This is a genomic window from Hyphomicrobium sp. D-2 (assembly GCF_029872155.1).
In the GTDB taxonomy this organism is placed as follows: domain Bacteria; phylum Pseudomonadota; class Alphaproteobacteria; order Rhizobiales; family Hyphomicrobiaceae; genus Hyphomicrobium_A.
This window is the reverse complement of sequence record NZ_JARXLA010000002.1, coordinates 114,593-139,518: the sequence shown is the minus strand read 5'-3', so window position 1 is coordinate 139,518 and position 24,926 is coordinate 114,593. Positions and strand designations below refer to the sequence as shown.

19 protein-coding genes and 1 pseudogene are annotated in these 24,926 nt (G+C 61.1%); 8 read left to right on the top strand and 12 right to left on the bottom strand.

What is annotated here, in order from left to right:
- Positions 1 to 20: 20 nt before the first annotated feature.
- The 3 genes and pseudogenes from QEZ49_RS02510 to QEZ49_RS02500 all read right to left on the bottom strand — a co-directional run.
- Entirely contained in the window at positions 21 to 2,093 is a 2,073-nt protein-coding gene (locus QEZ49_RS02510; RefSeq protein WP_280383915.1) for a S8 family serine peptidase, read from the bottom strand.
- 683 nt (positions 2,094 to 2,776) lie between these two features.
- Positions 2,777 to 3,415 carry a DNA-3-methyladenine glycosylase gene (locus QEZ49_RS02505; RefSeq protein ID WP_280383913.1) on the bottom strand — a complete coding sequence of 213 codons (639 nt, stop codon included), beginning with the start codon at positions 3,413 to 3,415 and terminating at the stop codon, positions 2,777 to 2,779.
- Positions 3,416 to 3,715: 300 nt separating this feature from the next.
- Positions 3,716 to 4,369: pseudogene (locus QEZ49_RS02500) on the bottom strand (DNA polymerase ligase N-terminal domain-containing protein); the annotation flags it as partial.
- A 246-nt stretch (positions 4,370 to 4,615) separates the two neighbouring features.
- Between QEZ49_RS02500 and QEZ49_RS02495 the strand changes: the two are divergent.
- Both QEZ49_RS02495 and arsC read left to right on the top strand, forming a co-directional pair.
- Entirely contained in the window at positions 4,616 to 4,990 is a 375-nt protein-coding gene (locus QEZ49_RS02495) for a carboxymuconolactone decarboxylase family protein (protein WP_280383911.1), read from the top strand.
- A gap of 3 nt (positions 4,991 to 4,993) precedes the next feature.
- Positions 4,994 to 5,341, top strand: coding sequence for an arsenate reductase (glutaredoxin) (arsC, locus tag QEZ49_RS02490; RefSeq protein ID WP_280383908.1), 348 nt, complete (start codon positions 4,994 to 4,996; stop codon positions 5,339 to 5,341).
- 174 nt (positions 5,342 to 5,515) lie between these two features.
- Here the strand turns inward: arsC and QEZ49_RS02485 are convergent, their stop codons facing one another.
- Positions 5,516 to 6,241, bottom strand: a complete 726-nt coding sequence (locus QEZ49_RS02485; protein ID WP_280383906.1) for an SDR family NAD(P)-dependent oxidoreductase — start codon at positions 6,239 to 6,241, stop codon at positions 5,516 to 5,518.
- A 96-nt stretch (positions 6,242 to 6,337) separates the two neighbouring features.
- Between QEZ49_RS02485 and QEZ49_RS02480 the strand changes: the two genes are divergently transcribed.
- On the top strand, positions 6,338 to 7,261 hold the full coding sequence (locus tag QEZ49_RS02480) for a pirin family protein (RefSeq protein WP_280383904.1): 924 nt from the start codon (positions 6,338 to 6,340) through the stop codon (positions 7,259 to 7,261).
- A 25-nt stretch (positions 7,262 to 7,286) separates the two neighbouring features.
- Here QEZ49_RS02480 and QEZ49_RS02475 read toward each other — a convergent pair whose 3' ends face one another.
- The gene (locus QEZ49_RS02475) at positions 7,287 to 8,204 is read right to left on the bottom strand and encodes a BadF/BadG/BcrA/BcrD ATPase family protein (RefSeq protein ID WP_280383902.1); all 918 of its coding nucleotides are present in this window, start codon (positions 8,202 to 8,204) and stop codon (positions 7,287 to 7,289) included.
- A gap of 36 nt (positions 8,205 to 8,240) precedes the next feature.
- Here QEZ49_RS02475 and QEZ49_RS02470 point away from each other — a divergent pair, with 36 nt between their 5' ends.
- From QEZ49_RS02470 to QEZ49_RS02455, 4 genes are all read left to right on the top strand, one after another.
- Entirely contained in the window at positions 8,241 to 9,236 is a 996-nt protein-coding gene (locus QEZ49_RS02470) for an N-acetylmuramic acid 6-phosphate etherase (protein WP_280383900.1), read from the top strand.
- 375 nt (positions 9,237 to 9,611) lie between these two features.
- Positions 9,612 to 12,392 carry a transglycosylase domain-containing protein gene (locus QEZ49_RS02465; RefSeq protein WP_280383899.1) on the top strand — a complete coding sequence of 927 codons (2,781 nt, stop codon included), beginning with the start codon at positions 9,612 to 9,614 and terminating at the stop codon, positions 12,390 to 12,392.
- Between the two features lie 171 nt (positions 12,393 to 12,563).
- Positions 12,564 to 13,478 carry a hypothetical protein gene (locus QEZ49_RS02460; RefSeq protein ID WP_280383898.1) on the top strand — a complete coding sequence of 305 codons (915 nt, stop codon included), beginning with the start codon at positions 12,564 to 12,566 and terminating at the stop codon, positions 13,476 to 13,478.
- 61 nt (positions 13,479 to 13,539) lie between these two features.
- Positions 13,540 to 14,076, top strand: coding sequence for a YidB family protein (locus QEZ49_RS02455; RefSeq protein ID WP_280383896.1), 537 nt, complete (start codon positions 13,540 to 13,542; stop codon positions 14,074 to 14,076).
- Between the two features lie 111 nt (positions 14,077 to 14,187).
- Here QEZ49_RS02455 and QEZ49_RS02450 read toward each other — a convergent pair whose 3' ends face one another.
- The 4 genes from QEZ49_RS02450 to QEZ49_RS02435 form a co-directional block, all read right to left on the bottom strand.
- The gene (locus tag QEZ49_RS02450; protein WP_280383894.1) at positions 14,188 to 15,387 is read right to left on the bottom strand and encodes a cytochrome c peroxidase; all 1,200 of its coding nucleotides are present in this window, start codon (positions 15,385 to 15,387) and stop codon (positions 14,188 to 14,190) included.
- Between the two features lie 216 nt (positions 15,388 to 15,603).
- The gene (locus QEZ49_RS02445; protein ID WP_280383892.1) at positions 15,604 to 16,140 is read right to left on the bottom strand and encodes a hypothetical protein; all 537 of its coding nucleotides are present in this window, start codon (positions 16,138 to 16,140) and stop codon (positions 15,604 to 15,606) included.
- A 161-nt stretch (positions 16,141 to 16,301) separates the two neighbouring features.
- Positions 16,302 to 18,530 carry a TonB-dependent receptor gene (locus QEZ49_RS02440; protein WP_280383890.1) on the bottom strand — a complete coding sequence of 743 codons (2,229 nt, stop codon included), beginning with the start codon at positions 18,528 to 18,530 and terminating at the stop codon, positions 16,302 to 16,304.
- 337 nt (positions 18,531 to 18,867) lie between these two features.
- Positions 18,868 to 19,902, bottom strand: coding sequence for an NAD-dependent epimerase/dehydratase family protein (locus QEZ49_RS02435; RefSeq protein WP_280383888.1), 1,035 nt, complete (start codon positions 19,900 to 19,902; stop codon positions 18,868 to 18,870).
- Positions 19,903 to 20,474: 572 nt separating this feature from the next.
- On the opposite strand from QEZ49_RS02435, the gene QEZ49_RS02430 reads away from it, so the two are divergent.
- On the top strand, positions 20,475 to 20,894 hold the full coding sequence (locus QEZ49_RS02430) for a hypothetical protein (protein WP_280383886.1): 420 nt from the start codon (positions 20,475 to 20,477) through the stop codon (positions 20,892 to 20,894).
- A 91-nt stretch (positions 20,895 to 20,985) separates the two neighbouring features.
- Here the strand turns inward: QEZ49_RS02430 and QEZ49_RS02425 are convergent, their stop codons facing one another.
- From QEZ49_RS02425 to QEZ49_RS02415, 3 genes are read right to left on the bottom strand one after another with little or no spacing between them, the layout of a single operon-like run.
- Positions 20,986 to 22,005: a DUF1775 domain-containing protein gene (locus QEZ49_RS02425; RefSeq protein WP_280383884.1), complete on the bottom strand. Its 1,020-nt coding sequence runs from the start codon at positions 22,003 to 22,005 to the stop codon at positions 20,986 to 20,988.
- A 40-nt stretch (positions 22,006 to 22,045) separates the two neighbouring features.
- Positions 22,046 to 22,552 carry a copper uptake system-associated protein gene (locus QEZ49_RS02420; RefSeq protein ID WP_280383882.1) on the bottom strand — a complete coding sequence of 169 codons (507 nt, stop codon included), beginning with the start codon at positions 22,550 to 22,552 and terminating at the stop codon, positions 22,046 to 22,048.
- A 4-nt stretch (positions 22,553 to 22,556) separates the two neighbouring features.
- On the bottom strand, positions 22,557 to 24,776 hold the full coding sequence (locus tag QEZ49_RS02415) for a TonB-dependent receptor (RefSeq protein ID WP_280383880.1): 2,220 nt from the start codon (positions 24,774 to 24,776) through the stop codon (positions 22,557 to 22,559).
- Between the last annotated feature and the right edge of the window lie 150 nt (positions 24,777 to 24,926).

Here is a 24,926-nt window from a genome sequence, read left to right as displayed (position 1 = left end):
CGCAGCGCCCCAAACCGCGATCAAAAGCGAACGATCAGACCACCGGAAAACGCATTGTTCTGCGCGTTCTGCTGGAAACGGCCATCGTAGGCCACGAACCCGCCGATCATCTCGTCAAAGCGCACCACGTCGATCTGCGCACCAACGCGCAACACATCGCGACCGATGTCGCTGGCCCGCGTGGTGAAAGCGCTGCCCAGAAACTCATAGCTGACCGGCAAAGCAACATCGCCGCCGACGCGGGCGTAACCGATGTCAACCGACGGCGTAATGTTGAACGCCTGCCAGACAAGTCCATTGGCAGCGATGCGCGTGCCAATACCGCCCTCAAACTGATCGTGCGTTGCGCTGTTGATCGCGAGCGAGAACATGTCCGCTCCTGTTTCCAGCGCGGCACCGTTGCGTTGATGCAGCCAGGTTGCATAGGCGTATGGCATCCAAGCATAGGCACCGTTGTCGAACAGGTAGCCAGTGCTGAGGCGACCTGCGAATCCGCGCGAACTGTTCGACGATCCTCCCGCAAGGCCGGCGTTACCCAGAACGGTGTTGTTGAGACCGGCGATGCTGCCGCGGTTGTAGCTGTTGTCGAACCAGTTGCCACCGACGATGCCGTCAATAAACCAGCGGTTTTCGGTCCAGGTGCCGTACCCGAAGCCGTGCCAGCCATCGGCCGAGCTGTCGTCGTTGCTGCCGCGCGTATCAAGCCGCGAATGCGTGTAGGCGATGGCGACACCGCCGGAGAAATTGGAGCTTCCCGCGAAGTCATAACCGCCGATGACGCCACCAAGCGATGCGCTGGCTTTGGAACCGGCACTGCTGACGCGGGAATAACCGCCGAGACCCTGCGCCCACATGGCCGGGCCGGAGTTGGCGCCCAACGCAACAGCATCGCTGTTGCTGATGTCGGTGCGCGGTGGCGCCATGCCCAGCGCCATCGGCGGCGTTGGTGCGGGCGTCATCAGCTGCGCGACGGTTACACCTGCGCTGCCGGAACCGCCCGCCTGCGCCATGATGCGCTGCGCGTTACGATTCCACAGCGTCACCATCGACGTATCGACAGCGGCAAAACGGGAGAACGCGGAATTGGCGAACAGCGCGCCGCTGTCGCCCGCCGCATCATAAACGCTGACAAGATTGCCAACATTCAGCAAGCCCCAGCCAAACTCAGCGTCGACGCCGGGCGCACCGATATCAGTTGCTGTGCGCAGAACAAGCGCGGTGAGTTCAGCACCGGTGGCATTCGGGAACATCTGCTTGGCCAGCGCCACAGCGCCCGTGACATGCGGAGTGGCCATCGAAGTGCCGCCCATAGTGCCATAGGTATCGACGGGCACCGTGGAGTAGATGGAAGCGCCGGGCGCAGCCATACAGAACATTGCTGTGACGCCGCAACTGTTGACGCCCCAGTTCTGCATGTTCTGGTCAACTGCAGTGACAATGATCCAGCCAGGAACCATCTCCGGAAACAGATACGGCAGGCCGGCATAGAGATCGGGATTGGCTAGGCCTGCGTTGCCAGCGGCCCAGATCTGCGCGCCGCCGTTCCGAACCGTTTCATACAGCGAGCTGATCAGCGGCTGCCCGATGGTTGAAATAGCATCGGCGCGCGTGACAGTGGTGATGTCGCGCTCGTTCGTAAGCCCCCACGAGTTGTTGAAGATGGTGACGCCGGCATTCATCGCATTGCGATATGCGACCGCGAGATTGTCGTCGGTATCAAAAGCCCAGATAGGCGCAAGCAGGACATCCGGCGCCACGCCTTCCATGCCCACACCATTGCGCGCGGCACCGATGATGCCCGCAACGTGCGTGCCGTGGGCATTCGGGCCGAGGTGATTGGGATTGTATTCGAAGGGATAGATGCGGCCGGCAAACTCCGGATGGGTGGTCTGGAAGATGCCGTCGACGACGCCAACGGCGACCCCCTGCCCTGTGATACCGCGCTCTAGCGCGTATTGCGCGTTGATCGCCGCCAATCCCCACTGCGCGTTGAATTCCGCATCCATGACCGACTGGGCGCTGGCTGGAGCCGAAAAGGAGGCGGCACCTAGCAATGCCGCCATCGCCAGCGGGAAGGAATGCTTGTTTCGCATTGGGATGTCTCAGAAAAATTGATTTTGACAAGCGCGCGTTATTCGCCGGGACACACGGAAAATGCCGACCGACGTTGCAAGCTGTTTGTGATTCGCAAAAATCGTACAAGGCTCCATTGATGAGCCTGTGCATCCGCCGCTGACACACAGCAGCGGGGATTGGAAATGCGTGCGCAACTAAATCGCAGATCGGGCTTTTTAAAACCGGCGCGCTGTCGGCAATCGAACAGATTGCCGACAGCGGCGTCCGCAGCCCGACGACGGGGGGCCGGGCTTCTTGGCCAAGGCGAGGCGTTCCGTCACCACCGAAAAGGCAGTGAGTTGGAAGCAACCTGAACATCCGGCAAATCCGGTTCCGGCCAAACGCCGGTACAAGGTTGCAGCCTGCTGCGTGTCTCATCCGAACCAGACGAATCGGCCCGGAACAAACTCGCCTTTGAGTTGAGATTATAGATTCCTGGAGCCTAAAGGTCGCAATTGATGCCGGGGAGCGCGCGCACGACAACGAGTGTGCAATTCGAGCAACTGTCATCCAACGTATAGGGTTTGCAGCACAACGCCTGCAGCGTTGGCAATATGCATGGCTTGCGCGCGAGTTAGGCGATTGCGGCGCATTTTGCAGACGGACGCCGTTTATTCACACTCTGTGGATCATGACACTGGACAAACGCGCGTTCGGCCGATCAGACGCCGCTTGCGTTCAGTTTTGCCGTACCGCTGACCCACCGACTTGCGGGCACGAAGAAGCGCCAGGGGGCATCGGCGTTGCGTGTGATGCCGATCCGCACGGACGCAGTGATTGCCGTGGGCGCTCCATCCGATGACAGCCAGAGACCATTTGCGGGCGCATAGACAGCGCCATCGAGGGTAAAATCAACATCGAATGCCTGAGCGAGACAGCCGGGGCCACGCGCAAGCCGGCGTACGTCGTCAATGCCACGACGTGCACGCATGATCGCAAGGCCGGACAACGGCTCGACAGCGCGCACCAGTACGCCCGCGCCGACATCCTCAGCTTCGCTGGAAATGTTGAGCATCATCGAGGTGCCGTAGGCGCGATAAACATAGATGTGGCCGTGGGGCAGAAACAGCGATGCATTGCGCAACGTGCGGCCGCTGCGGGCATGGCAGGCGTCATCGCCGGGCGGATAGGCTTCGGTCTCGACGATACGGCCGACGCGCACCCCCTCACCGCAGCGGCGAACCAACAGCTTGCCAATGAGAAAACGGGCCAGCGGGATCGTTGCGGACGGCAGATCGGCGCGCGCGAGCGGCGCGAAACTGTCGAACGGCGGGGTGAAGCTGCGGGCATGCTGATCCATGCCGCAGAAAATAGACGACGGCGGACGGCGTGAAAACCGCAGCTAGCGCTTTGTCGCTGTCTTGCGGGCAGGCGCGCTACGGGTGGTAGCGCTTTTCTTCGGCGGCGACTTTGCAGCTTTCTTTGCCGGGGCCGCCCGTTTGGTTGCGGCAGCAGCCGCTTTGCGGGGCGCTTTCGCGGCGGTGCCCGAAACTATTGCTGTAGCTGTAGCTGCCGCAGACGTGCTCCGCTTGCGGGCAACCGGCGCTTTTCTTGCAGCCTTTACGTGTGCCTCCGGAGCGCGCTGGCGGGCCTCAACGACGGAATGCCAGACCGCATCGGCGTCGAATGCTTTTTTCGATCCGCCGAGCATGAACGGTGCGGGCGCCTTGCCGGTGCCGTTGGCGATCTGCTCCATCGTGCGACCCGAAGCAATCGAGCGATCTTCTCTCAGCGCCGCATCGCCGTCGTCGTTCGCCCAATCGTCGCGATGTTTGATCAGCAGCCAGTTGTTGCGCTTGCCGCCATAGCGGTCACCCTTCATGCGGACCAGCACGTAGCTGCCCTTGAGCTTTTCTCCGGCAAGCACGAATTTCAGCTCGCCCTTCGCCAGCGCCTTGTCGATGTCCTCGTCGCCCTCCGGCAGCCAGTAGCCGCGATCCCACACCATGACCGTGCCGCCGCCATACTCGCCCTTCGGGATCGTGCCCTCGAAATCGCCATAGTCGAGCGGGTGGTCTTCAACCTCGACGGCGAGGCGCTTGTCCTTAGGGTTCAGCGACGGCCCCTTGGTGACGGCCCACGACTTGAACACGCCATCGTGCTCCAGCCGCAAATCGTAATGCAGGCGCGTGGCGTCGTGCTTCTGGATGACGAAGCGCGGATATGGCGCTGTCCGCACCTTGCGGCTGCCGCTCGGCTCTTCGGTTTTTTCAAAGTCGCGCTTGGAACGATAATCGGCAAGGCTGGTGGGCATTGCTTGGTTCTCCGGCGGTCTCTTACGGTGAAGTGTCCCGGCATTTGTTGAACGGCTTCACACTGCCGACGCGCAATGCTTGGCCATGGTGAACGGTTTCGATACCGGAACGATAGCATTTGCCGCACACGTTCCACCGTCGGCGTTGGCCCGCTTTGTGACCTAGGTCACAGTCAGCTTGCTCCCACGCAAGGTAATGGCTTCCTTCTCAACGTAACGAGATAAAAAATAGCTTGGAGCCGCGATATGACCGACGACTGGATCGCCCTGACGCGTGACCTGAGCGCGAACCTGCGTGAGATGCGTGGCGGCGCGCCGGAGGTGATGAAGGCGTTTGGCGGCATTGCGCAGGCGGCGCTGAAGACCGGCGCGCTCGACACCAAGACGAAGGAGCTGATTGCGCTGGCCATCGGCGTTTCGTCCCGCTGCGACGACTGCATCGCGTTTCACACCAAGGCGGCCGTTGAGCAAGGCGCAACCAAGGAAGAAATCCTCGAAACGCTCGGCATGGCGATCTATATGGGAGCTGGGCCAGCGGTTATGTACGCGGCACATGCTGTCGATGCCTTCCGCCAGTTCTCCGAGGCCCGGCAGGCAAAGTCCGAGACCTCAGGTGGCTGAACCATGACCGTTACGATCTATCACAATCCGGCGTGCAGCACGTCGCGCAAGACACTGGCGCTGATACGCGAGAAGGGCATTGAACCGGATGTGATCGAATATCTGAAAACGCCGCCCAGCAGCGCCGAGCTGAAGCGTCTCATCAAGAAGATGGGGCTTAAGGCGCGCGATGTGATCCGCCGCAAGGAGGCGCTATACGGCGAGTTGGACCTCGATGATGCTGCGTTGAGCGACGATGAATTGATCGCAGCGATGGTGGCACATCCCCGGCTTATCGAGCGGCCGATTGTCGTTTCGGACAAGGGCGTGCGGCTAGGCCGGCCGCCGGAGACGGTGCTGGAAATACTGTAGGCACTGACGCTTCAATCACAGAGGTGCAGCCGCTAGTGCTGCCTCTCGATTGCGGCATGGACCGCAAAATCGTCGCCATCGGAGTGTTGGCCCGCATCCCGCGTAGATGCGGGATGCAAGCATTTTAAAACGCGTTCGGAACGCGCAGATTTACGGTGCGCGTGATAAAAGCGCTCAGGCGTAACCCCAGCCGGTTACTTCCAGCACCTGCCCGGTGATGCCAATCGACTGATCGCCGCTGAGGAACGCAACCGCGTCGGCGATCTCGTCGCGCTTGGCCCAGTTGCTCGTATCCTTCGGCTGCATCATCGCAACGTTAGATCCGGTATCGACGAGCCCCGGCGCTACAGCGTTGACGCGAATATGCGCATCCTTGCCCTCAAGCGCGAACGTACGCGTCAACGCAACGACACCGGCCTTGGCAACGTTGTAGGGCAGCATGTTGGCCTGCGCGTTGCCAGCGCGGGCGAAATTGATGATGGAACCGCCGCCGCTCTTCGCCATGTGCGGGAACGCCGCGCGCGTGACGAGAAACGCACTCAACACGTTGTTGTTCACTTCCCGCGTCCACTCATTCACCTCAACCTCGGCGGAGGGTTTGTAGACGGAGAGGCCGCCAGCAATGTTGACGACGATGTCGATGCGGCCCAGCGCCGAAAGTGTCTCGTCAACAAGACGCTTGACCTGCGCCTCATCGGTGAGCGAGGCGACGACGGGAATGACGTTGGCGCCTTCGGCCTTTAACTCGGCCGCGCGCGCCACAACATTAGCCTCGGTGCGCGCGCAGATGGCGAGCGATGCACCCCGGGCGGCCAAGGCGCGGGCGACGGCCTGACCGACCTGACCTTCGTTGCTGACGCCGGTGACAATGGCCACCTTGCCGTGCAGATTGGCTGACATTTGCTCTTTTCCTGTCTTGGACTATCGGGAACGGCAACGAGCTATACATTGAGGTGGTGTCACCGTCACCGCCCGATCAAGGAGCGAAGTTTGCAAATGAGCCACCTTCCCGCTGATGACCCCGTACCTGGCGATGCTCACAGCTGCGACGCCATCGAGCACATCATCGTACCGCGAGCCCATGATCTTGGCGGCTTTTCGGTGCGGCGCGCCCTGCCCTCGGCGGCGCGGCAGATGGTGGGGCCATTCATATTCTTCGACCAGATGGGACCGGCGGAATTTCTGATCGGCAACGGCATCGATGTGCGACCGCATCCGCACATTGGCCTCGCAACGGTGACATATCTGTTTGATGGCGAGATCATGCACCGGGACAGCCTTGGCACCGAAATGGTGATCCGGCCGGGCGAACTCAATCTCATGTCGGCCGGTTCGGGCATCGTGCATTCGGAGCGGACGCCGGGCGATGAGCGCGTGCGCGGGCCGCGCCTGTTCGGCATTCAGGCCTGGGCGGCGCTGCCTAAATCGCACGAGGAACGGGCACCGACGTTCGAACACTTCGACGCCACGCGGCTGCCGCGCATCAGCGGTGAAGGCAAAACTGTGCGCCTGGTGATGGGGCAGATGTTTGGACAGACATCGCCAGCGGAATTCCCGCATCCGGCATTCTACGCCGAAGCCGTATTGGCGCCGGGTGCCCTGCTGCCGCTCGATCCCGACTATGACGAGCGCGCGATATTTATCGTGTCCGGCGAAATCGATATCGCGGGCGACGTATTCGGCCCTGGCCGACTGTTGATATTCCGGCCGGGCGATCGCATCTCGGTGCTCGCCATATCGCAGGCACGGCTGATCGTTCTGGGCGGTGAACCAATGGACGGCCCACGCCACATCTGGTGGAATTTCGTATCGTCGTCGAAGGATCGCATCGACGCGGCGAAAGCAGACTGGAAGGCGAAGCGGTTTGCGCCCGTGCCGGGTGATATGGAGGAATTCATTCCGCTGCCGGATAAGCCTTAGCAGCCTGCTGATGCAGACGCGATTGTCAGGCTGAACGCTCGACCGCAGCGAAATGATAACCGGCATGCGCACTCAACGCTGCATCGCGGGCAAGCTGTAGCGCGCCGCTCAGCGCATCGCCTTGCGGCTCCACCAGCAACGCACGCGTCTGCGCCGATAGCCACGGCTCTATCAACCGTGCAAGCCCGCCGGAAAGCGCCAGTCGGGGCACACCCAACGCATTGAGGCGAGCGGCTATGGCGTCGATGTGCTGGCCAGCCGCGCGCAGGATTTCGTGCGCGACCGGATCATTGCGATTTGCGTGTTCAATGACGAGCGGAGCGAACGTCGCGTAATCGCGCGGATGCGCCTGCGCCATCCAGCGGACAACCGCATGCGGATCGCCATCGAAGCGGCCCAGAATCTGCTTCAACAGATCGCTCCACGGCGCGCGGCCGTCATAGGCCCACAACATGCGGCGGACCGCTTCACCGCCAAGCCATGCCCCGCTGCCCTCATCCGAAATCGGGTAGCCCCAGCCGCCGACGCGATAATCCTGTCCGGCGGCAAAGCCCCAGCCGATGCTGCCGGTGCCGATGATGATGATGCCGCCGCTTTTGCCACCGTGGGCGCCGATGCAGGCCGCGTGCGCGTCGGTGGTCAGCACGGTGCGGGCAAACGGAAAGTTGCATGTGCGCGCAGCGGCCAGACAACTCGGCTCGCTGGCGCCCGCTAAAGCCAGACAGGCCATGACGTTAACATCGTCGCCCAAGGCAAGATCGGCAGCATCGAAGCTGGCCTCAACGGCGCGCATAACTGCCGCAACGCTTTCCTTCAGTCCAATGCGGATATTGGCCGGACCGGCGGTGCCTTCACCCAGGACGTTAAGATCGAGATCGGTCAATCGGGCCCGGCAACCGGTTCCGCCACCATCGACACCAAGCAGTAACGTCGTTTGGCCCATTGGATGCCACTTTCCGTCCACCTACGTTATGTAGGTATGACCAGTATAGACGTCGACGACTGTGGCCCGGAGCGTTTGCTGCCTGACATGAATACGGAACAGTTAAGCCCGCGCTACACGAACATTGATATCTGGCAGCCCGGCGACATTCTGGACGCAATGATCGATGGTCAGTTGGCGTCGGTTGCAGCGGTGCGCGAAGCCCGTGGCGCCATCGAGCAGGCGGCGCTGGCGATTGAGGCGCGCCTGCGCAACGGTGGCCGTCTGATTTATGCCGGAGCGGGTACATCCGGCCGTCTGGCGGTTCAGGACGGCGCGGAACTGCTGCCGACCTTCAGTTGGCCGAAGGAACGCCTGCTGCTGCTGCTGGCCGGTGGCGACGTTGCGATGACACAAGCGGTCGAGGGCGCGGAAGACGACATTGACCGCGCCGAAGCATTGATCGCGGAACATGGCGTTACCGCCGGGGACGTATTGATCGGTGTAGCGGCCAGCGGCACGACGCCGTTCACGCTGGCATGTTTGCGCGCGGCCCGTGCACGCGGCGCGTTGACTGTCGGCATCGCGAACAACCCCGACACACCGCTGCTGAGCGATGCCGAACATCCGATCTATCTGGCGACGGGGCCCGAACCGATAGCCGGTTCCACGCGAATGAACGCCGGCACCGCGCAGCGAGCAACGCTTAATCTTTTGTCCACCCTGATCATGATCCGCCTGGGTCGCGTCTATCGCGGCATGATGGTGGAAGTGCAGGCTTGCAATGCCAAGCTTGCCAAGCGCCGCGAGCGGATGGTGGCGCATCTGACCGGGCAGCATGGTGCAGTGGTTTCTGAGGCGCTGGACCGTGCGGACGGCAGCGTGAAACTGGCTGTGCTGCTGCTGCAGGGTTATGATTTGGCTGAAGCGGAACTCGCCCTCACAAAGGTGGGCGGCCGATTGGGCGACGCGATCGATCACCTCGCAAAGCAATCTGCTGACCAGTCAGACGACGGCGAGCATCGCTCGACAAGAGCGCACGCTCCCCGCTGAACACGCATTGCCCCACCAACCTCCGCGAACAGATATTCACCTGGTGGTGAGAGTTTGTGGCGGGGATTCTAACCGCGCTGCGCGGGTCTGCTGCGCCTGGCGAAATCCACTCGACTACACGTTTAGCAGCCAACCATAAGGCTTTTTGTCAGGTCTGCCTCCGTGCGCATGACCAGCCATATGCGTTGTTATGAAAATCTGAGAAACACTTCATCTCTCTATGAATTAAATCGCGCCAATACGGTTTGGCGCACGTAAACGCGCTTTTCGCGTTTCGATTGTGATCCCCCGCGCAATGACTGTTCATAGCCCCTGCCCGCACTTGTGGCTTGTGTGGGATGGGGCAGCAGCTCCGATTGGGTCGGCGAGGGCACGATGTCGGAACGCACAGAGGCGGGCAACTCCATTAGCTTTGAACAACCCACGCTGTCGTTTGCAGCCGGCAACAATTTTCAATCATTTTTACGCAACGCCCTGCGCAATCGCATTGTGCGCTATCTGCTGGCAGCGTTGCTTGCCGTCGTTGTGCTGCTGTTGATTGCCTACGTGGCACTGCGCATCGCTCTGCTTAATCTTGGTCCACCACCACTAGCCAAGATCGCGCATTTCCGCCCCTCATCCGCTGATCGCAGTGCGCTGATCGCCAAGAACAGTACATCCGCGCCCAAGCCGGTTGCTATCGCGCTTGATCCCGACGAAGTGGACCAGCGGTATCTCGCCATGCTGTTCACGTTCGAGGATCGCCGCTTCTATTCTCACTACGGCATCGATCCCGTTGGCCTTGTGCGCGCGGTCCGCGATCTTGTCGTCTCACAGCGCATCATCACGGGCGGCTCGACGCTGACGATGCAGGTCGCACGCCTGCTCGACAACAAATACAAACGCACTGCATCCGTAAAAACGCAGCAGATTCTGCGCGCCATTCAGCTTGAGATGACGCTGACGAAGCGTGAAATCCTGAGCCTCTATCTCGGACTGGCGCCTTTTGGCGGACGCATCAAAGGCGTGCAGGAAGCCTCGTACAAACTTTTCGGCAAGGAGCCCAAGAGCCTCACCATCAGTGAGGCTGCACTGCTCGTTGCCCTGCCCCAGGCCCCGGAAGCCCGTCGTCTCGACAGGCATGCCAAGGCCGCCCGCCGCGCGCGCAATTTCGTGCTGAAGACGGTTGCTGCTGCAGGTGTCATCACGCCCGAAGAAGCGCGCATCGCTGCCCTTGAACCCCTTGCCGCTGAGAGTTCCCAGATGCCTCCAACGCCGCTACCGAAGCCATCACCCAACGTCGCCAGTCTCTTCGCGGGGCTAACACTCGGCATAAATTTTGTCGCTGCGCCCGCGATCGCGGCACCGATCGAGCCGCCAAAATCGAACTACTTCGTGGGCTCCGACAGGCAGATCGTGCTTGATGTGCGCAAGCAGTTGCATGAGCAGCGCGCGGACGATGCGACGCAGGAAGACCGCAACGCGCTGTGGATGTTCTACTCCGCGCGTGACAAGCCGCTGTGGACCACGCGCCAGGGATGGACGCGCGGCGCGGAAGCTGCAATCGAAGAACTGAAGCGCGCCGACGAGTGGGGGCTGGACGCGGCTGAGTTTGACATCCCGCGCCTGTCTCCTGCGATCGCCGAACAGATGGACGCCAATCAGCTGGCATCCGCAGAAGTTGGCCTTTCGCTTGCGATACTGAAGTATGCCCGCCACGCGCGCGGTGGCCGCATTGAAGACCCCGCTACGCAGCTCAGTTCGTATCTCGATCGCAAGCCGCAGCTAAAGCCGCCGTATCTGGTCATTTCGGATATCGCAGCCAGCGGCGTGCCGGACATCTTTCTGCAAAAGCTGCACCCGCAGCACGAGCAGTTCCAGCGCCTGCGTGAACAGTATCTGTCCCTGCGCAACGGCGACAAAGCCTCGACTGTAAGCATTCCCGCCAAGGGCAATGTTATGCGGCCGGGCTCAACGCATGACGACATTGCGCTGGTGCGCGAGCGTTTGGGCGTGCCGCTGCGCGGTGGCGATCCATATTTCTACGACGACGAACTTGTGCAGGCGGTGAAGCAGTATCAGGAACGCAAGGGCGTTTCACCCGCCAACGGCACGATAACCTGGCGCACCCGCCGGGCCTTCAATGAAAGCCCGAAGGTAACGCCGCAGGCGCTGCTGGCGAACATGGAAGAGTGGCGCTGGATGCCAGATGATCTTGGCGACACCCACGTCTGGGTCAACGTGCCCGATTACAAGATGCAAGTTGTGCATAATGGCAATGTTGTACACGAGGAACGCGTCGTCGTCGGCACCACCAGCACGCAGACACCGATCTTCTCGCACGACATCGAGACGATCTATTTTCACCCGCGCTGGACTGTGCCGCCATCCATAAAGATGCAAACGGTGTATCCGAGCCTGCAACGGGGCGGCGGCTATTTCTATAGCAACGGCCTGAAGCTGATCCGCAATGGCAAGGTCGTAAATCCGAGCAAGGTGAATTGGTCGCGATCCGATATTCGCAACTACGATATCTATCAGCCGCCGGGACCGGGCAATGTGCTGGGCAAGGTCAAGTTCACCTTCCCGAATAAGCATGCTGTCTACCTGCACGACACGCCCAGCAAGAGCCTGTTCAATTCATCCCAGCGCACCTTCAGCCATGGCTGCATCCGCGTGCGCAATCCGGTGACGCTGGCTGAAGTTCTGTTGAACTACGACAAGGGCTGGGATGCGGAAACGGTGCAGGCACTTCTGAAAGGCACGCCTGAGGAGAACGGCGTCCGGCTTGAGCATCACATTCCCGTCCACATCACCTACTTCACCGCAACCGTCGATGAGAATGGCGACGTGCACACGGCGAAGGATGTGTATGGCCATGAAAAGCGGATCTCGCTGGCTCTGGCTGGCAAGTGGAAGGATATCGAAAAGGGCCGCGATCACCTGGCGCCAGCGACGGTTGCCCGCTCGTCGGATCGGCCTTCCAGCGCCAGTTCAAACTCAAGCTCGCGGCAGGCTTCGTCAGGCAACCGGGCCACGTCCAAGCGGCGCACAGCTTCGCGCGGAGCCAGCTCAAACCGCAGTCGCAGCAGTGGCGGCGGCGGCGGTTACACCACACGGGTGAGCGGCAGCAGCGGATCTGCAAACGATGTGTTCCGCAGCAGCTTCGGCCGCTGACATAGCAAGAATGCGCCTCGCCTCCTCGGCGGAAGAGGCGAGGCACTGCTCGGGCAAGGACAACAGCAACGGACGTTCATTCGCACACGGACCTAACGCCAAGCTTACGTTGCAAGATCCATGGCCGCTTACTGAGTTTCCGGCTACGCCGTTTGGAAAGCGAGGTTTGAAATGCGCATTAGCGATATCGTTTCGGCTGGTACGGCCAGCATTGCGCTGCTCCTGATCGCGACGCCCGCAAGCGCGCTGACGATGCAGGAGTGCAGCGCCAAATATAAGGCTGCGCAGAAGTCCGGCGCGGCTGGCGATATGAACTGGAACCAGTTCCGATCCGCTGAGTGCGCCGCCGGCGCGACGATGGATTTGACAAAGCCGCAGGCGGCAACCAAACCGGCTAAGGAGCCGAAAAAGGCCGCAGCAAAGACGCCACCTGCCAAGGGCAAGGAGGCGAAGGCCGCTAAAGATGCTAGCAAGGACGCTCTCAAGTCAGCGAAGAGTGGCGAAGCAAAGAAGGCACCAAAAAGCGCCAAGGCCGATACCGCTGGACCAAGCATGGCTGAGTGCAGCGCCCGCTATCGCGCCGCCAAACAGGACGGCACCTTGGGCGACATGACCTGGAACGCTTTCCGCGCCGAAGGCTGCGTTGCCGGAGCGAATGGCGCAGCAGTCCAGAAGCAAGCCGTGCGCACGCCCGCTGCGCGCGACACTGAAACCACGAAGTCCAAAGCGAAAGCGGCCAGCACCGGGCCCGACAGCGTCAAGGTCAGCGAGCAGGAATGCAGCGCGCGCTATCAAGCTGCAAAAGCCGCCGACGCACTTGGCGGCATGACATGGAACAGCTTCCGTTCGGCGGGCTGCCCCGCAACAGTGACCGGCCGCGCTGGCAGCATGATGCCGACCGCAGCAGGAATATTCCCCACATCCATACCGCGGAAGTACGCCCATCTGCCCGCCGGGCGGGCGCGCATGCTGACGTGCCGTGACCAGTATGTGGCGAACAAGGCCGCGGGCATGGATGAATCCAAGTGGAGCCTTGCCGGCGGCGGCTTCTACAGCGAATGCAACCGCCGGCTGAGCGAGCACTGAACCTGCCACGGCGCACCCGCGTTTATGCAGACGTCTGAACACCTGTAATGGAGTAAAGATCATGGGATTTCTTGACGACACGTTGCGGCAGCTACAGCAGAACGGCGATGTTCCACAGCCCCTCATCGTCGTCTTCCGGGAGCTTCTGGGCGGCAACCCTGCCGATGCCAACGCACAGGCTCAGGCCCCGCAACCCGTGCCACAGCAGAACGCACCACAGGCGCAGCCGAGCCCGCTGCCCATTCCAGGCAACATCCCTGCTCCGCCTGCCGGTAACGCTGCATCGCAAGGCGATATTCCGGATCTAAATGCCGGACTGGGTGCACTGCTCGAACAGTTGCAGGCATCCGGCCTCGATGATGTCGTACGCTCATGGCTGGGCGCAGGCGAAAACAAACCCGTGCAACCCGATCACCTTGGCAATGCGCTTGGGCAGGATAAGGTTGGGCAGATGGCCGACAAGGCCGGATATAGCCAGGATGACCTGCTATCTCAGCTGGCAAAAGCGCTGCCGGGTTTGATTGATAATCTGACCAAGGGCGGAGGTGGTGAGGCACCATCCCCGCAGGACATCAGCCAGCGGCTGCGCGGACGCTAGAACGCGACGGCATTTGCAGCCTTGCGGGCGCGGAGCAGCTGTCTGAAGCTTGCTGCTAAGGAACAAATCGGGCGCGGCGGTCAACATCCGGCGCGCCCGATCCCGTTATGACTATGGCGCGATCAGATGTTCGAAGCGCTTGTCGGTCAGCGTCTTCAGAAACGCCACCATCGCATCAATGCGCCGGTTATCCATTGCGCGCCCGCGCTCCAGATCATCCGTTGAAATGTTCTCAGCCGTTTCAGGATCTCCCCACGGCTTGCCGGTCTCGGGGTTGATCTGACGCGCAGCGCTGCGATTGTTGAACTTGTCGTAGAATAGCACCACGGTGCGCAGATCCTCAAACACACCGTTGTGCATGTAGGGCGCGGTGACGGCCACGTTACGCAACGTCGGCACCTTGAACTTGCCGCGATGCGCAGAGATGGAAGCAGCATCGCCGCCTGCAGCCGCAAGATGTGCATTGGCAGCGAGACCAACATCCGGGCCGCGCTCTGTCGCGGCAACCAGCGCCGGGTTTGCCGGCACGCCGATGTTGTGAAATTCGAAGTTGCTGAACAGCTCCTTCTCGGTGCCGCCGAACATATTGCCCTTGTGGCACTCGCTGCAGCTTGTGAACTGCTCGGAGAAAAACAGCACCCGCCCCAATTCTTCCTGGTCAGTCAGTTTCACCTCGCCGCGTAGGGAGCGATCATATCTGGAATCGAAGGTTGAGAACTCGGGCGTGCTCTCGAACCTGGCGATCGCCGCCGTCATCGCCGAATAGCCCTGCTCCACGTCATCCAAAACGCCGGGCGCGAACAGCGCGTTGAAGGCGGCGACATAACGCGGATTTTCCTTCAGCCGCTCAACCACGCTGGCTTTATCGGGCATGCCCATTTCGAGCGGATTGAGGGGCGGGCCGCCAGCCTGCTCCGCCAGAGTCTTGGCGCGGCCATCGAGGAAGAAGCCACCGATCGGCTCGCCGGCGGCGTTGATATGAAACTCCGGCATGTGCGCCGCGTAAGTGACGGTTGGGGCGTTGCGTTCACCCAGAGACTTTGAATCACCGCCGAGCGACACCGCGCCGCCTACCTCTGGCGCCATGCGCGGATCGGTGAACGCGAGGTTCGGCGAGTGGCAGCTTGTGCAGGCCTGCGATCTGTTCAGGGAAAGATTGACGTCGCCAAACAGTTCGCTGCCCAACGCCTCAACGGAGGTGATGGGCGGACCTGGCGTTTGCGACTGGACCGAACCGCTCAACAGATAACCGAACAGCGAAGCCAGCATGGCAACCGCCGTCATCGCGAGCACAGGGTGGGCGAAACGCATCCGCCACCCGCCGCGCAATAGTCCGACGATTTTGCTGACTTCGATCAATGGCACGGCCGGTGTTGCCCCGTTTCCCAGCGCCTGAACTCTGCGTGGCGGGGGCCATACAGCCTTCCGCCACCGCAGCATGTCATAACGCCTTGGCGGCAACAATTCACGCGCCGAAGCATCGCAGGGCGCATCGCAGAACCGAGGGACACGGCAGTTGGCGCGCCCTTATTCAGCCGCCTTGAAGGTTACCAGCACGGTTTGCTTGGGTGCGCCGCTGATCTGAATCGTCACCGGACCTTCGCCTAACTCAAACCGCACGCTCTTGTGAATCACATCGCATTCACGGCGGCCGGTGAACCCATTCGAGCGAATGAGCTGACCATTCTGGGCAGCATCCAGCCATCCGTTGGTTGACAGCGAAACCTGATAGATGCCGGGCTTAACACCGGCCGGCAGCGTGAACCAGCCCGAGAACGTGCCCGCGCCAATGGCCTGCGGCTTCACACCGGCGGCCACCGGCATCTTCACGTCCTTGGCCGGCTCAAGCTCAAGTGTAATCGCACGCGTCGGCTGCGGATCGATCTCAGCGCCGCTCTTGATCTGCAGATGATCGTCAGCCTTCAGCCAACCCACCTCGGTATCGACCGGCCACTTGAAGCCCTTGCAGCCTTCATCGGCCATCGCGGGGCTTGCGATCACAACGCCGGCGAGCAGCGCAGACAGGGCGAGCATGGAAACGGTGGGCTTGTTGGTGTTGCGCATTGTCAATCTCCGCAAGGTATGCGCCGGGGGAGCGCAGAGGAACGTTTAACATGCCAAAGCACTGAAAGCCTTTGCGGGTCAATCAGCACCTTGTGAACAAAGAAGGTGCCGACGCATGGACGGGGTGTCATGCGCCGGCACCTGGGTTGAGGCGGGATCGATCAGTATCTTGCGCGCACGTTGGCGAAGAACTGGCGACCCGGCTCCGGGAAACCTTCAACCAGCATGTAGTTCTGGTCGGTGAGGTTGCGACCGCCAACGGAGGCCGAGAAGATCTCGTTGACGCGGTATTCAACGTTGAGGTTCACGAGAGCGTAGGAGCCGATCTGAATGAACTGATTGGCGTCAGCGCCCTGGCTTGCCAGGCTCCAACGATCGCTTGCCAGTTCCAGACTAGGCGTGATGGTCAGGTTCGACATCGCATCCCAGGCCAGATAGACGAAACCCTCGTGCTCCGGTGTGCTCTCAGACTTCAGGCCCGGACGCAACGGATCGCGGATTTCGCGGCGCAGATAGGTGTAGTTGCCGCCAACGCGCAGGCCAGGCATCAGGTCATAGTCGACCGCCAGTTCGATGCCCTTGTGCGTGCCGTCACCGACGTTCTGGTTCTGCGTCACCTGCACCGTGCTGCCGTTGGTGTCCAGATAGCTTCTGACCAGAACCGACTGAATCGCATTGTCGATCTCGCTGTAGAAAACCGCACCGGACAAACGCAGGCGACGATTGAACGTGTCGCTCCAGCCCAGTTCGTAGTTGCGGGCTTCTTCGGCGTCGAGATCCGGATTGGGCTCAGCGGTGCCGAAGCGTGTCGAGAAGCGCTCGAAGATATTCGGGAACCGCGTGCGGTTAGAAACGCTGGCGTGCACCTTACCGGTGTCGCTGTAGCGAGCGATCACGGCAGACTGCCAGTTCCACGCTTCACCCTCACCCGTCGGATAGCTTTCGACGAGACGCGTCGTGCTGTTGAATTTCTCGGCCTTCAACAGGCGTGCGTGATCCTTGCTGACGCCGCCGACGATGTCGAGCCAGGACGTGGCGTGGAACGTGTTTTCAAGCGCGTAGTACCAGTTGCGCTCCTCGGTTTCCTGCTTCGGTTCGATATAGCCGCTGGAATGATCCGGGCGATTGTGATCGTACTCGCTGTGGTTATCGAGGCGATAGTGCACCGAGCCCTTAAGCGTGTTCATCGGAATGAGCTGCGTGCCCACTTCGACCATGCCGCCATAAGCGAAATCGTCATACCAGCTGTTGAATCCGCGTCCAAGCGACTGCGTCGTATACGTTGCGTCGTCGAACGACCGCAGATTGTTGTTGAGCTGGTTGTAATAGACGTTGGACTTCACATAGGACGCCTCACCAATCTTGGTGTGCGAGAAACCAGCCAAGCTGGTGATATCCCACGTCGGCCACTTCCAGAAGCGGTTGCCACCTTCGATATGTAGCGGCGCGCTCTTGGAACCAGCCTGCGATGTGTAGCTGATGGCGTATTCGTCGGTTGCGTTCGGCGTGTAGCCGACCTTGGCATTGATGCGCCAATCCTCAGTCTCCGAATTATCGCGCAGACCGCCATTCTCGAACGGCGTCGGCGTGAAATCGTTCGACAGATTCCAGTGGTCCTGACTGACGATGGTGCCGCTGATCTGCGCATAGCCTTCCGACTTGCGCGTACCCATCATGCCGTAGCTGTTGACGGCGTTGCGGCCTTCCAGATCACCGTCAAACACGACGCCAACGCGCGCTTCAGCCTCAAATGCCTTCGTCGGCTTGCGGCTGACAAGGTTGATCGCACCGCCCATGCCGCCCGGACCGTTGAGCACGGAAACGTAGCCCTTTTCGATCTGGATTTCGGCCAGATCGGGCGTCAGGAAGCGGTTCATGTCGAGACGGTTGTCGGCTGGCAGATAGATGCGCACGCCGTCCATCGTCAGCGGCACGCGCCAACGGTCGAAGCCGCGTACGAAGATGTCGCGTTCGTTGCGCGAGCCGCCAAGGTTGCTCATCGATACGCCCGGCGCCATGGCGACGGCCTGATCGAGCGTGAGCTTGTTGAAGGTCCAGATGGCTTCGCTGCCAACGGTTGAACCGCCGATCATGCTGTTCTGGCCGAGCGTGAAGACGGACGGCGGCGCGGCCGTGTCCTCAAGGCCGATGCCTTCGTCCATGCCATCGGACGTAGCTACTGCACTGCCCGAACCGCTTGATTGTGTTTTCTTAGGCTTGCGCTTGACGATCGGCTGCGATGGCGCCGTCACGTCCAATGGCGGAAGCGGTGTCGCTTCCGAAGCCGAAATATCACCTGCCGCCGTGACCGGCGCTTCCTGTGCGATAGCATCGGACAACAGGACACCCATCGCGGCGCTACATAGCGCCGCGTACGCAACTTTACGCACGATTACCCCCCACAAACTCGGTACTAGATAGTGGCTTCGCTATATCCTACGCGATACAGCACATACTCGCTGTATCCCACGGGATATTTCGCTTAGCAAGATTCCAAACTGCCAAGATGGGCATTGCCATCAATGTGCAAATTTGGTGTGGCTAATGAGCTACGATGAGAGTGCGGGGCAGCAATCCAGCGGTGGCTGATTTGCCATAATTGTCGGTGCTTTGCACCGCCCCGCTATGCATCGCGTCGCGATATACGCTGCAGGGCAGCATTCACCGATTAATGTGCAACGCCCATCTTGAGCACGCGGAGATTGCGGGCATGGTCCCGCAGGCTGCTCACTTGCCGTAGTAGTCGCGGAACCACGCCACGAAACGGGCAATGCCATCATGGAAGTCGGTTTGCGGGCGATAGTCCGTCAACCGCTGCAGCAGCTCTGCATTCGCCCATGTCGCGGTCACGTCGCCCATCTGCATCGGCATGTAATTACGGATGGCAGTCTTGCCGAGGCACGCTTCGATGGCCTCCACAAAATCGAGCAGGCGCACCTTGTCGGAATTGCCGATATTGACCACGCGATACGGCGCCACCGGCGAAAGGCTATCGCCCGGCTCGATCGCATCCTTCGTTTCCGGCCGCTGCGGAACGGCATCGATGAGAAGCCGGATGCCGCGCACCAGATCTTCGACGTAGGTGAAGTCGCGATAAAGATCGCCGTTATTATAGATGTCGATGGGGCGGCCATCGAGAATGGCATCTACGAACTTGAAGAGAGCCATATCCGGCCGGCCCCATGGCCCATAGACGGTGAAGAAGCGGAACATCGTCGTCGGCAGGTCCCACAGATGCGCGTAGGAATGGGCCATGCTCTCATTGGCCTTCTTCGTCGCGGCATAGATGGTGAGTTGCGTATCCGCCTTTTCGGTTTCCGCGAACGGCATCTCGTCGTTGGCTCCATACACCGACGAAGTCGACGCCATCAGCAGATGCTGAACCTTCAGCCGCCGCGCCGCCTCCATCACGTTGAAGGTGCCGACTATGTTTGAATCGATGTACGCGCGCGGATTTTCGAGGCTGTAGCGCACGCCCGCCTGGGCGGCGAGATGCACGATCACATCCGGCTGGAACGCGTCGGCGACAGCATCGAACAGCGCCTGATCCTCAAGCATGCCTTCGGTCGCCGAGAAATTGGGCGTCTGCAACAGCATGGCATGACGGCGCTGCTTGAGGGCGACATCGTAATAGTCGGTCATGCCGTCATAACCTTGAACGACAAAACCTTCCGCCAGCAGCAACCGCGCCAGATGGAAGCCGATGAAGCCCGCCGTTCCAGTAATCAGAACCCGGCGCATCGGCCTCTTGTCGTCATCCATGATCGCTCCCCTCGTATTCAACAAATCGTCCGGGCAACTGGCCCGCTGCGCGCGCCGAAACATATCGGGCGCTTAATGCGCCGTCACCGGGGGAAAAGCGCCCGCGCGCAACCTAATGAAAATCAGTTACGCCAGTCATGGTGCGGCGAGGAGCCGGCGCGAGATAAGGATATGGCGATGAAAATATTGCTTCTCCTCTTCGGCGCCCCTAACATCGCCGCATTGATCGATCTTCTTATTTTGCAGGCCTTTTTTTCAGGCCCATGAGACCAATCCATTGCTGGCATTGCAATACCCAAGCCACCGCATCCGGTGTTTTCTCAGCGCGGAAAGATATTGTGAAAATTTACATGCATGGACCATCACTTGAGGCGCCCTCAGCAGCATCCGGCCCTATAAGGGACACGGGGCGAGCCATCCATCCAGTCACCGCCCAGACAATAACCGTGGCGGATGCTGCGTCCACCAGCCAACCGTCGCTGTGCAGGCTCGTCCGGTTTCTGCGTGCCTTTGATGTTCGCGTGAAAGCGTCTCTTTGCGATTGCACCGATTAGTCAGGAACCGACAGAGCCTTGTTCTTCACCGCACCGGGACAATCGTCCTTCCGCAAACGGTACGCCGGCCCGGCAACCCTTTCATTGATCGCCTGCCTCGCCGCGCTTGCGGTGCTCTCGTGGCTGCCTGCGGCACAGCTTCAGCGCACAGGCCTGGGTGCGAGCCTTGAGCATTTTATCGCCTATGCCGGCACCGCGTTCTGGGTCGGATTTTTACGATCAAACCGCCACATCCTGGCCGACCTCGCATTGCTGATCGGCTATGCCGCGTTACTTGAAGTTGGTCAGGGAATGGCCGCCGGCCGTTCGGCGAGTGTCGACGATTTTCTGTATAGCGCCGCGGGTGCGATTGCGGGCCGCCTCGCCATCCCTGTCCTGCGCTGGTGCTATTATCGGATCATCGCGCGGCGCAACGCAGCCAACGCTTTGCGTCCCTGACACGCGTGCGGGCGCGGCGCTTCCGGCTTGCACAGCATCGATGCTACGCAAGCCGGTTAGGTTTCACGACGGTTGTGGGAACCGTTGAGCCTCAATGCTTGTGGTCGTGGTCGCCGTGATTGTGATGATCGTGGCTATCCTCATGCGCATCGGCGTTGCCATCGGGTGCTGCTTTCTGCGCCTTCAGCGCCACCTCGACATCGCCCGCATGTTCGAACTTCAGCTTGACCTTGACGGTATCGCCGTCCTTCACCGGCTGCTTCATACCGATAAGCATGAGGTGCAACCCGCCCGGCTTCAGTTCGATGCTGTTGCCGCCGCTGACCTCCAGCCGATCAACTTTCTTCATGCTGGCGACACCGGCATCGTTGATCGTCGTCTCGTGCAATTCGACGCGCTCCGCGGCATCAGAACTGGCGCCGATCACAGCGTCGGTTTCCTTAGCAGCGTTTGTGATCTTGCCATAGCCGACACCCATGCCACCGGCCGCAGCAACGGGACGGGTCCACGCTTGCGTTACAGTGATGTCAGACGATGCGGCGGCAGCAGCGTGGTTGTGATGGTGGTGATCATGTCCACCACCCGCCACGAGACGCAGCACCGGCGCGGGATATTCGAGGCTGTGCGGGTCCTGTCCGGGCGCGGCCACCTGCTCCCAGCGCAGTTCGCCATCGGCGCACTTCTGCGTCACCGGAAACACCAGCGTTCCGTCGGCAGGCAGCTCAGCGGCGATGAAGCTCGACAGCACGAACTGATCGAAGTGCTCATCGGCCAGTTCGCCGCCGCTCCACGTGACGCGCTTCACGCCTTCGCTTTTTGTATCGCCATGATAGAAGCCGTAGCTGCGCGCATAGGGGCCTTTTTCCAGCGACAGTTTCCAGCCCGCCTTCGGCATCGGCTTAACGGCGATGACGCCTTCCGGAATGTCGATGATGACTTCGTTCGTCGCCTGCCCCTTGCAACCGTGCGGCACGCTGAACACAGCCTTATAGCCCGCACCGGTTGGCGCTTCACCGCGTTCAAGCGAGACGTGCGCAGATGCTCCACCTGCCACTGCCAGCGTCAGCACACCCGCCAGAGCTGCAATTTTACCTGTATTGGTATTCGTCATTGGTCATTCTCCGAGGTGCAGCACCAAAGTGTAGCCGCTGCTAATGGCTGTGGTGTTGGCCGCTGTGTTTGTCTGCGGGCGCAGAGTGGCCGTGGTGATCATCTTCCGCAACGTGCACCACACCTTCAAATGTTGAAAACAACCGCGCCCGCTCCGCTGGCAACTTGCTTTCCGCTTCGTTAAGGCGATCCGCCAGCGCTTTCGCATCGGCATCCGCAATGCCGGTGGCAATGAGCGTGCTGGCGTGGCGCAGCGGTTCACCGCTGCACAACACCACTTTCCATTTGCCGCCGTCGTTTCGACGCAGCAAGGCGCGGCCACCGCGATCACCCTGCGTCCAGCTTGCGAGCGCGCTGCCATCGACGATGACAACCGGATCGACGACGAGACGGTTATCCGGCTTGTCCCACGTCTGGGCCAGCAGTGTGCGGATGTCGCTTGCATCATCCGCGGCTGCAGACGCGATCGACATGCCACCGAAGAGGAACGCAACGGCTGCGATGCGCAACAGAAAACGCCCGCAGCGCTGTGCTGTTTCCAGGTTCATGGCATCACCATTTGAACTGCACGCCGGCATAGAACGCGCGACCAGTACCCGGTTCAAACACCGCCGCATCCAGGCCGCCGAGGTTGGCGGACGTGCTTGCACTGGCGATGTAAGCTTCATCGGAAAGGTTGCGGCCTTCAATGTAGGCGCTGATCGGACCGCCATTGTCGAAGCCGACCTTCGCACCCCAAATGGCGTACGAAGCGGTTTTGACCGTGTTGGCACTGTCAACGTAATAGGCTTCCGGCACCCACTCGATGTTCGGACCGAAGTAAAAGCCCGTGGGATGCTTGTAGAGCAGCTCCGCGCGCAGGAAGTGACGCGGTGCGCCCGGCAGTTCGTTGTCGCCCCACGTTGCGTCGCCGTCGTAGCGGAAGTCGTTGAACGTATAGGCAGTGTTGAGCCACAGCTCATCGGCGTCGCGGCCTTCGGTCAGCACACCGCGCGCGATGGCCAGCCCGAAACCAAGCTCGACGCCCTGATGGATGGTGCTGTCGGCGTTGGCGACCTGGCATGTCGATCCGAACAAATTCTGCGACGTGAAGCAAAGCAGCTCGTTATCGATGTTGGCGCGATAGAGCGCCAGATCCCACGTGTAATCGGCGGTGCCACCGCGCGTGCCGATTTCGTAGGTGGTGGCGCGCTGCGCACGGATATCGGTGAACGCCACACCTAGCGCGGCCGAACTTTCGCCGAAACTTGGCACCTCGGCTGAACGGGAGACGTTGGCGAACACCTGCGCGTTCGGCGTCACATCCCACAACACGCCAACCTTGGGGCTCCATAGATTGAATTCAGTCTGGCTCGTTTGTCCGTTGAGGCGATTATCCCGATCGCGCGTGGCGTGCAGGAACTGCACACCACCGACAAGCGCCACATCGCTCAGCACATACAGCGCGTTCTCGGCATAGACCGAAAGGTTCTCGGACGTATCTTCAGAGCTGGAAACCAGATTGCCCTTGCGGCCAGCGACGTTGCCATAATGCTTGTTGTCGAGCGTGCCGTTGTGCAGGTTCACGCCACCGATGAAGCGATTGCGCATTCCCGCAATGCGGCTTTCGTCCGCGATGCGCGCGAAGGCGCCATAGTCCTGATAGCGGTAATCAAGCCACTGGTAGATCGGATGCATCAGATGCCGGTCGACACCGAAGGCGCCGAACTCCAGCAGCGTGCCCGGAGCCAAACGCACGGCGGTCTTGTTGGCGATGCGCACAGTGTCGATGTTGCGCTTCTGATCGAGCGCGATGTTGCCAGGGTTGGCGGCACCGGGCGTGGTCAACGCCGCCTGTCGCGTCAAGCTGCCGGGGATGTCCTGGCGGACGTGGTTGGCGTTGATGTAGAAGCGCGTCTCGACGTTCTCCGACAAACGGTAGCCGACGTTCATGCTGCCACGATAGCTCTCCCCGCCGGAGTGATCGCGGAAGCCGTCCGTTTCCATCCATGTGCCAGCGATGAAGTAGTCAGCCGCGCCAGCAACGCCGCCGGAGCTGACCGACAGCTTGTGGAAGCCGTAACTGCCGAAGTCCGTGCGCACCTTGGCGGCGTCGGCGTCATAGCCGGTGGGCATCACGAAGTTGATGGCACCGCCGAGCGCATTGGCACCGAAGCGCAGCCCGTTGCCGCCCTTGAAGACTTCCGTGTAGCGGTAGGCGGTGGGGTCGATTTCCTGGAAGTCGCCGTAGCCGTCAGCAGTGTTGATCGGGATGCCATCCATGTAGAGCTGGATGGAGCGCAGATGGAAGTTGCGCGACAGGCCGGAGCCACGGATCGACAGGCGCGAGTCATCGCCCCACTTGGGTTGCACGAACACGCCGGGCACATAATCGAGCACGTCCTTGACCGTGCTGGCCGGTGTCGAGGTCTGATAGGCGCTGCCGGGAACCAGCGCCACGCCCCCCGGCGTCTGCTGGATCGCCGTTTGCGCTTCGGCTGTGTTTGGCACCGTGAGGCTGCCGGCACGCACCGTGACGCCAACGCCGGTATTGGCTGACGGCGCTGCCGCTTCGGACGGCACAACCGGCGCGCTGGACGGCGCGGCGACCTTCTTGGATACGGCCTTTTTCTTGGCCTTCTTGGCGGGCGCTGCGGTCTGCTCGACCACCACCGGCGGCAACGCCACCTCGCCACCATCTGCTGTCTGCGCGACCCCTGCTCCGGTGAGCGGACCGCACAGCGCGGCTACAGCCGTGGCACATGCCACCGGCAGCCTGGAACTCCGATACATTACTCAATTCCCCCAACGCATTACTGGAAGCCGTGCGTGCGGGCGCAGGCATTTGCCACGCACTTCGGCGACGCATTACTTCAGCGCTGGCACAACGGAACCGACGGACTGCAAAAGGCAGCAGGCGGCGACCCGAAACCGAGCGCATTC

Excerpts from the sequence above, each read along its gene's own strand:
- QEZ49_RS02425 (WP_280383884.1), bottom strand. The coding sequence starts at position 22,005 with ATGACGAATACCAATACAGGTAAAATTGCAGCTCTGGCGGGTGTGCTG.
- QEZ49_RS02420 (WP_280383882.1), bottom strand. The coding sequence starts at position 22,552 with ATGAACCTGGAAACAGCACAGCGCTGCGGGCGTTTTCTGTTGCGCATC.
- QEZ49_RS02455 (WP_280383896.1), top strand. The coding sequence starts at position 13,540 with ATGGGATTTCTTGACGACACGTTGCGGCAGCTACAGCAGAACGGCGAT.
- QEZ49_RS02435 (WP_280383888.1), bottom strand. The coding sequence starts at position 19,902 with ATGGATGACGACAAGAGGCCGATGCGCCGGGTTCTGATTACTGGAACG.
- arsC (WP_280383908.1), top strand. The coding sequence starts at position 4,994 with ATGACCGTTACGATCTATCACAATCCGGCGTGCAGCACGTCGCGCAAG.
- QEZ49_RS02470 (WP_280383900.1), top strand. The coding sequence starts at position 8,241 with ATGACCAGTATAGACGTCGACGACTGTGGCCCGGAGCGTTTGCTGCCT.
- QEZ49_RS02415 (WP_280383880.1), bottom strand. The coding sequence starts at position 24,776 with ATGTATCGGAGTTCCAGGCTGCCGGTGGCATGTGCCACGGCTGTAGCC.
- QEZ49_RS02460 (WP_280383898.1), top strand. The coding sequence starts at position 12,564 with ATGCGCATTAGCGATATCGTTTCGGCTGGTACGGCCAGCATTGCGCTG.
- QEZ49_RS02485 (WP_280383906.1), bottom strand. The coding sequence starts at position 6,241 with ATGTCAGCCAATCTGCACGGCAAGGTGGCCATTGTCACCGGCGTCAGC.
- QEZ49_RS02480 (WP_280383904.1), top strand. The coding sequence starts at position 6,338 with ATGAGCCACCTTCCCGCTGATGACCCCGTACCTGGCGATGCTCACAGC.
- QEZ49_RS02445 (WP_280383892.1), bottom strand. The coding sequence starts at position 16,140 with ATGCGCAACACCAACAAGCCCACCGTTTCCATGCTCGCCCTGTCTGCG.
- QEZ49_RS02495 (WP_280383911.1), top strand. The coding sequence starts at position 4,616 with ATGACCGACGACTGGATCGCCCTGACGCGTGACCTGAGCGCGAACCTG.
- QEZ49_RS02510 (WP_280383915.1), bottom strand. The coding sequence starts at position 2,093 with ATGCGAAACAAGCATTCCTTCCCGCTGGCGATGGCGGCATTGCTAGGT.
- QEZ49_RS02450 (WP_280383894.1), bottom strand. The coding sequence starts at position 15,387 with ATGCGTTTCGCCCACCCTGTGCTCGCGATGACGGCGGTTGCCATGCTG.
- QEZ49_RS02505 (WP_280383913.1), bottom strand. The coding sequence starts at position 3,415 with ATGGATCAGCATGCCCGCAGCTTCACCCCGCCGTTCGACAGTTTCGCG.
- QEZ49_RS02475 (WP_280383902.1), bottom strand. The coding sequence starts at position 8,204 with ATGGGCCAAACGACGTTACTGCTTGGTGTCGATGGTGGCGGAACCGGT.
- QEZ49_RS02465 (WP_280383899.1), top strand. The coding sequence starts at position 9,612 with ATGTCGGAACGCACAGAGGCGGGCAACTCCATTAGCTTTGAACAACCC.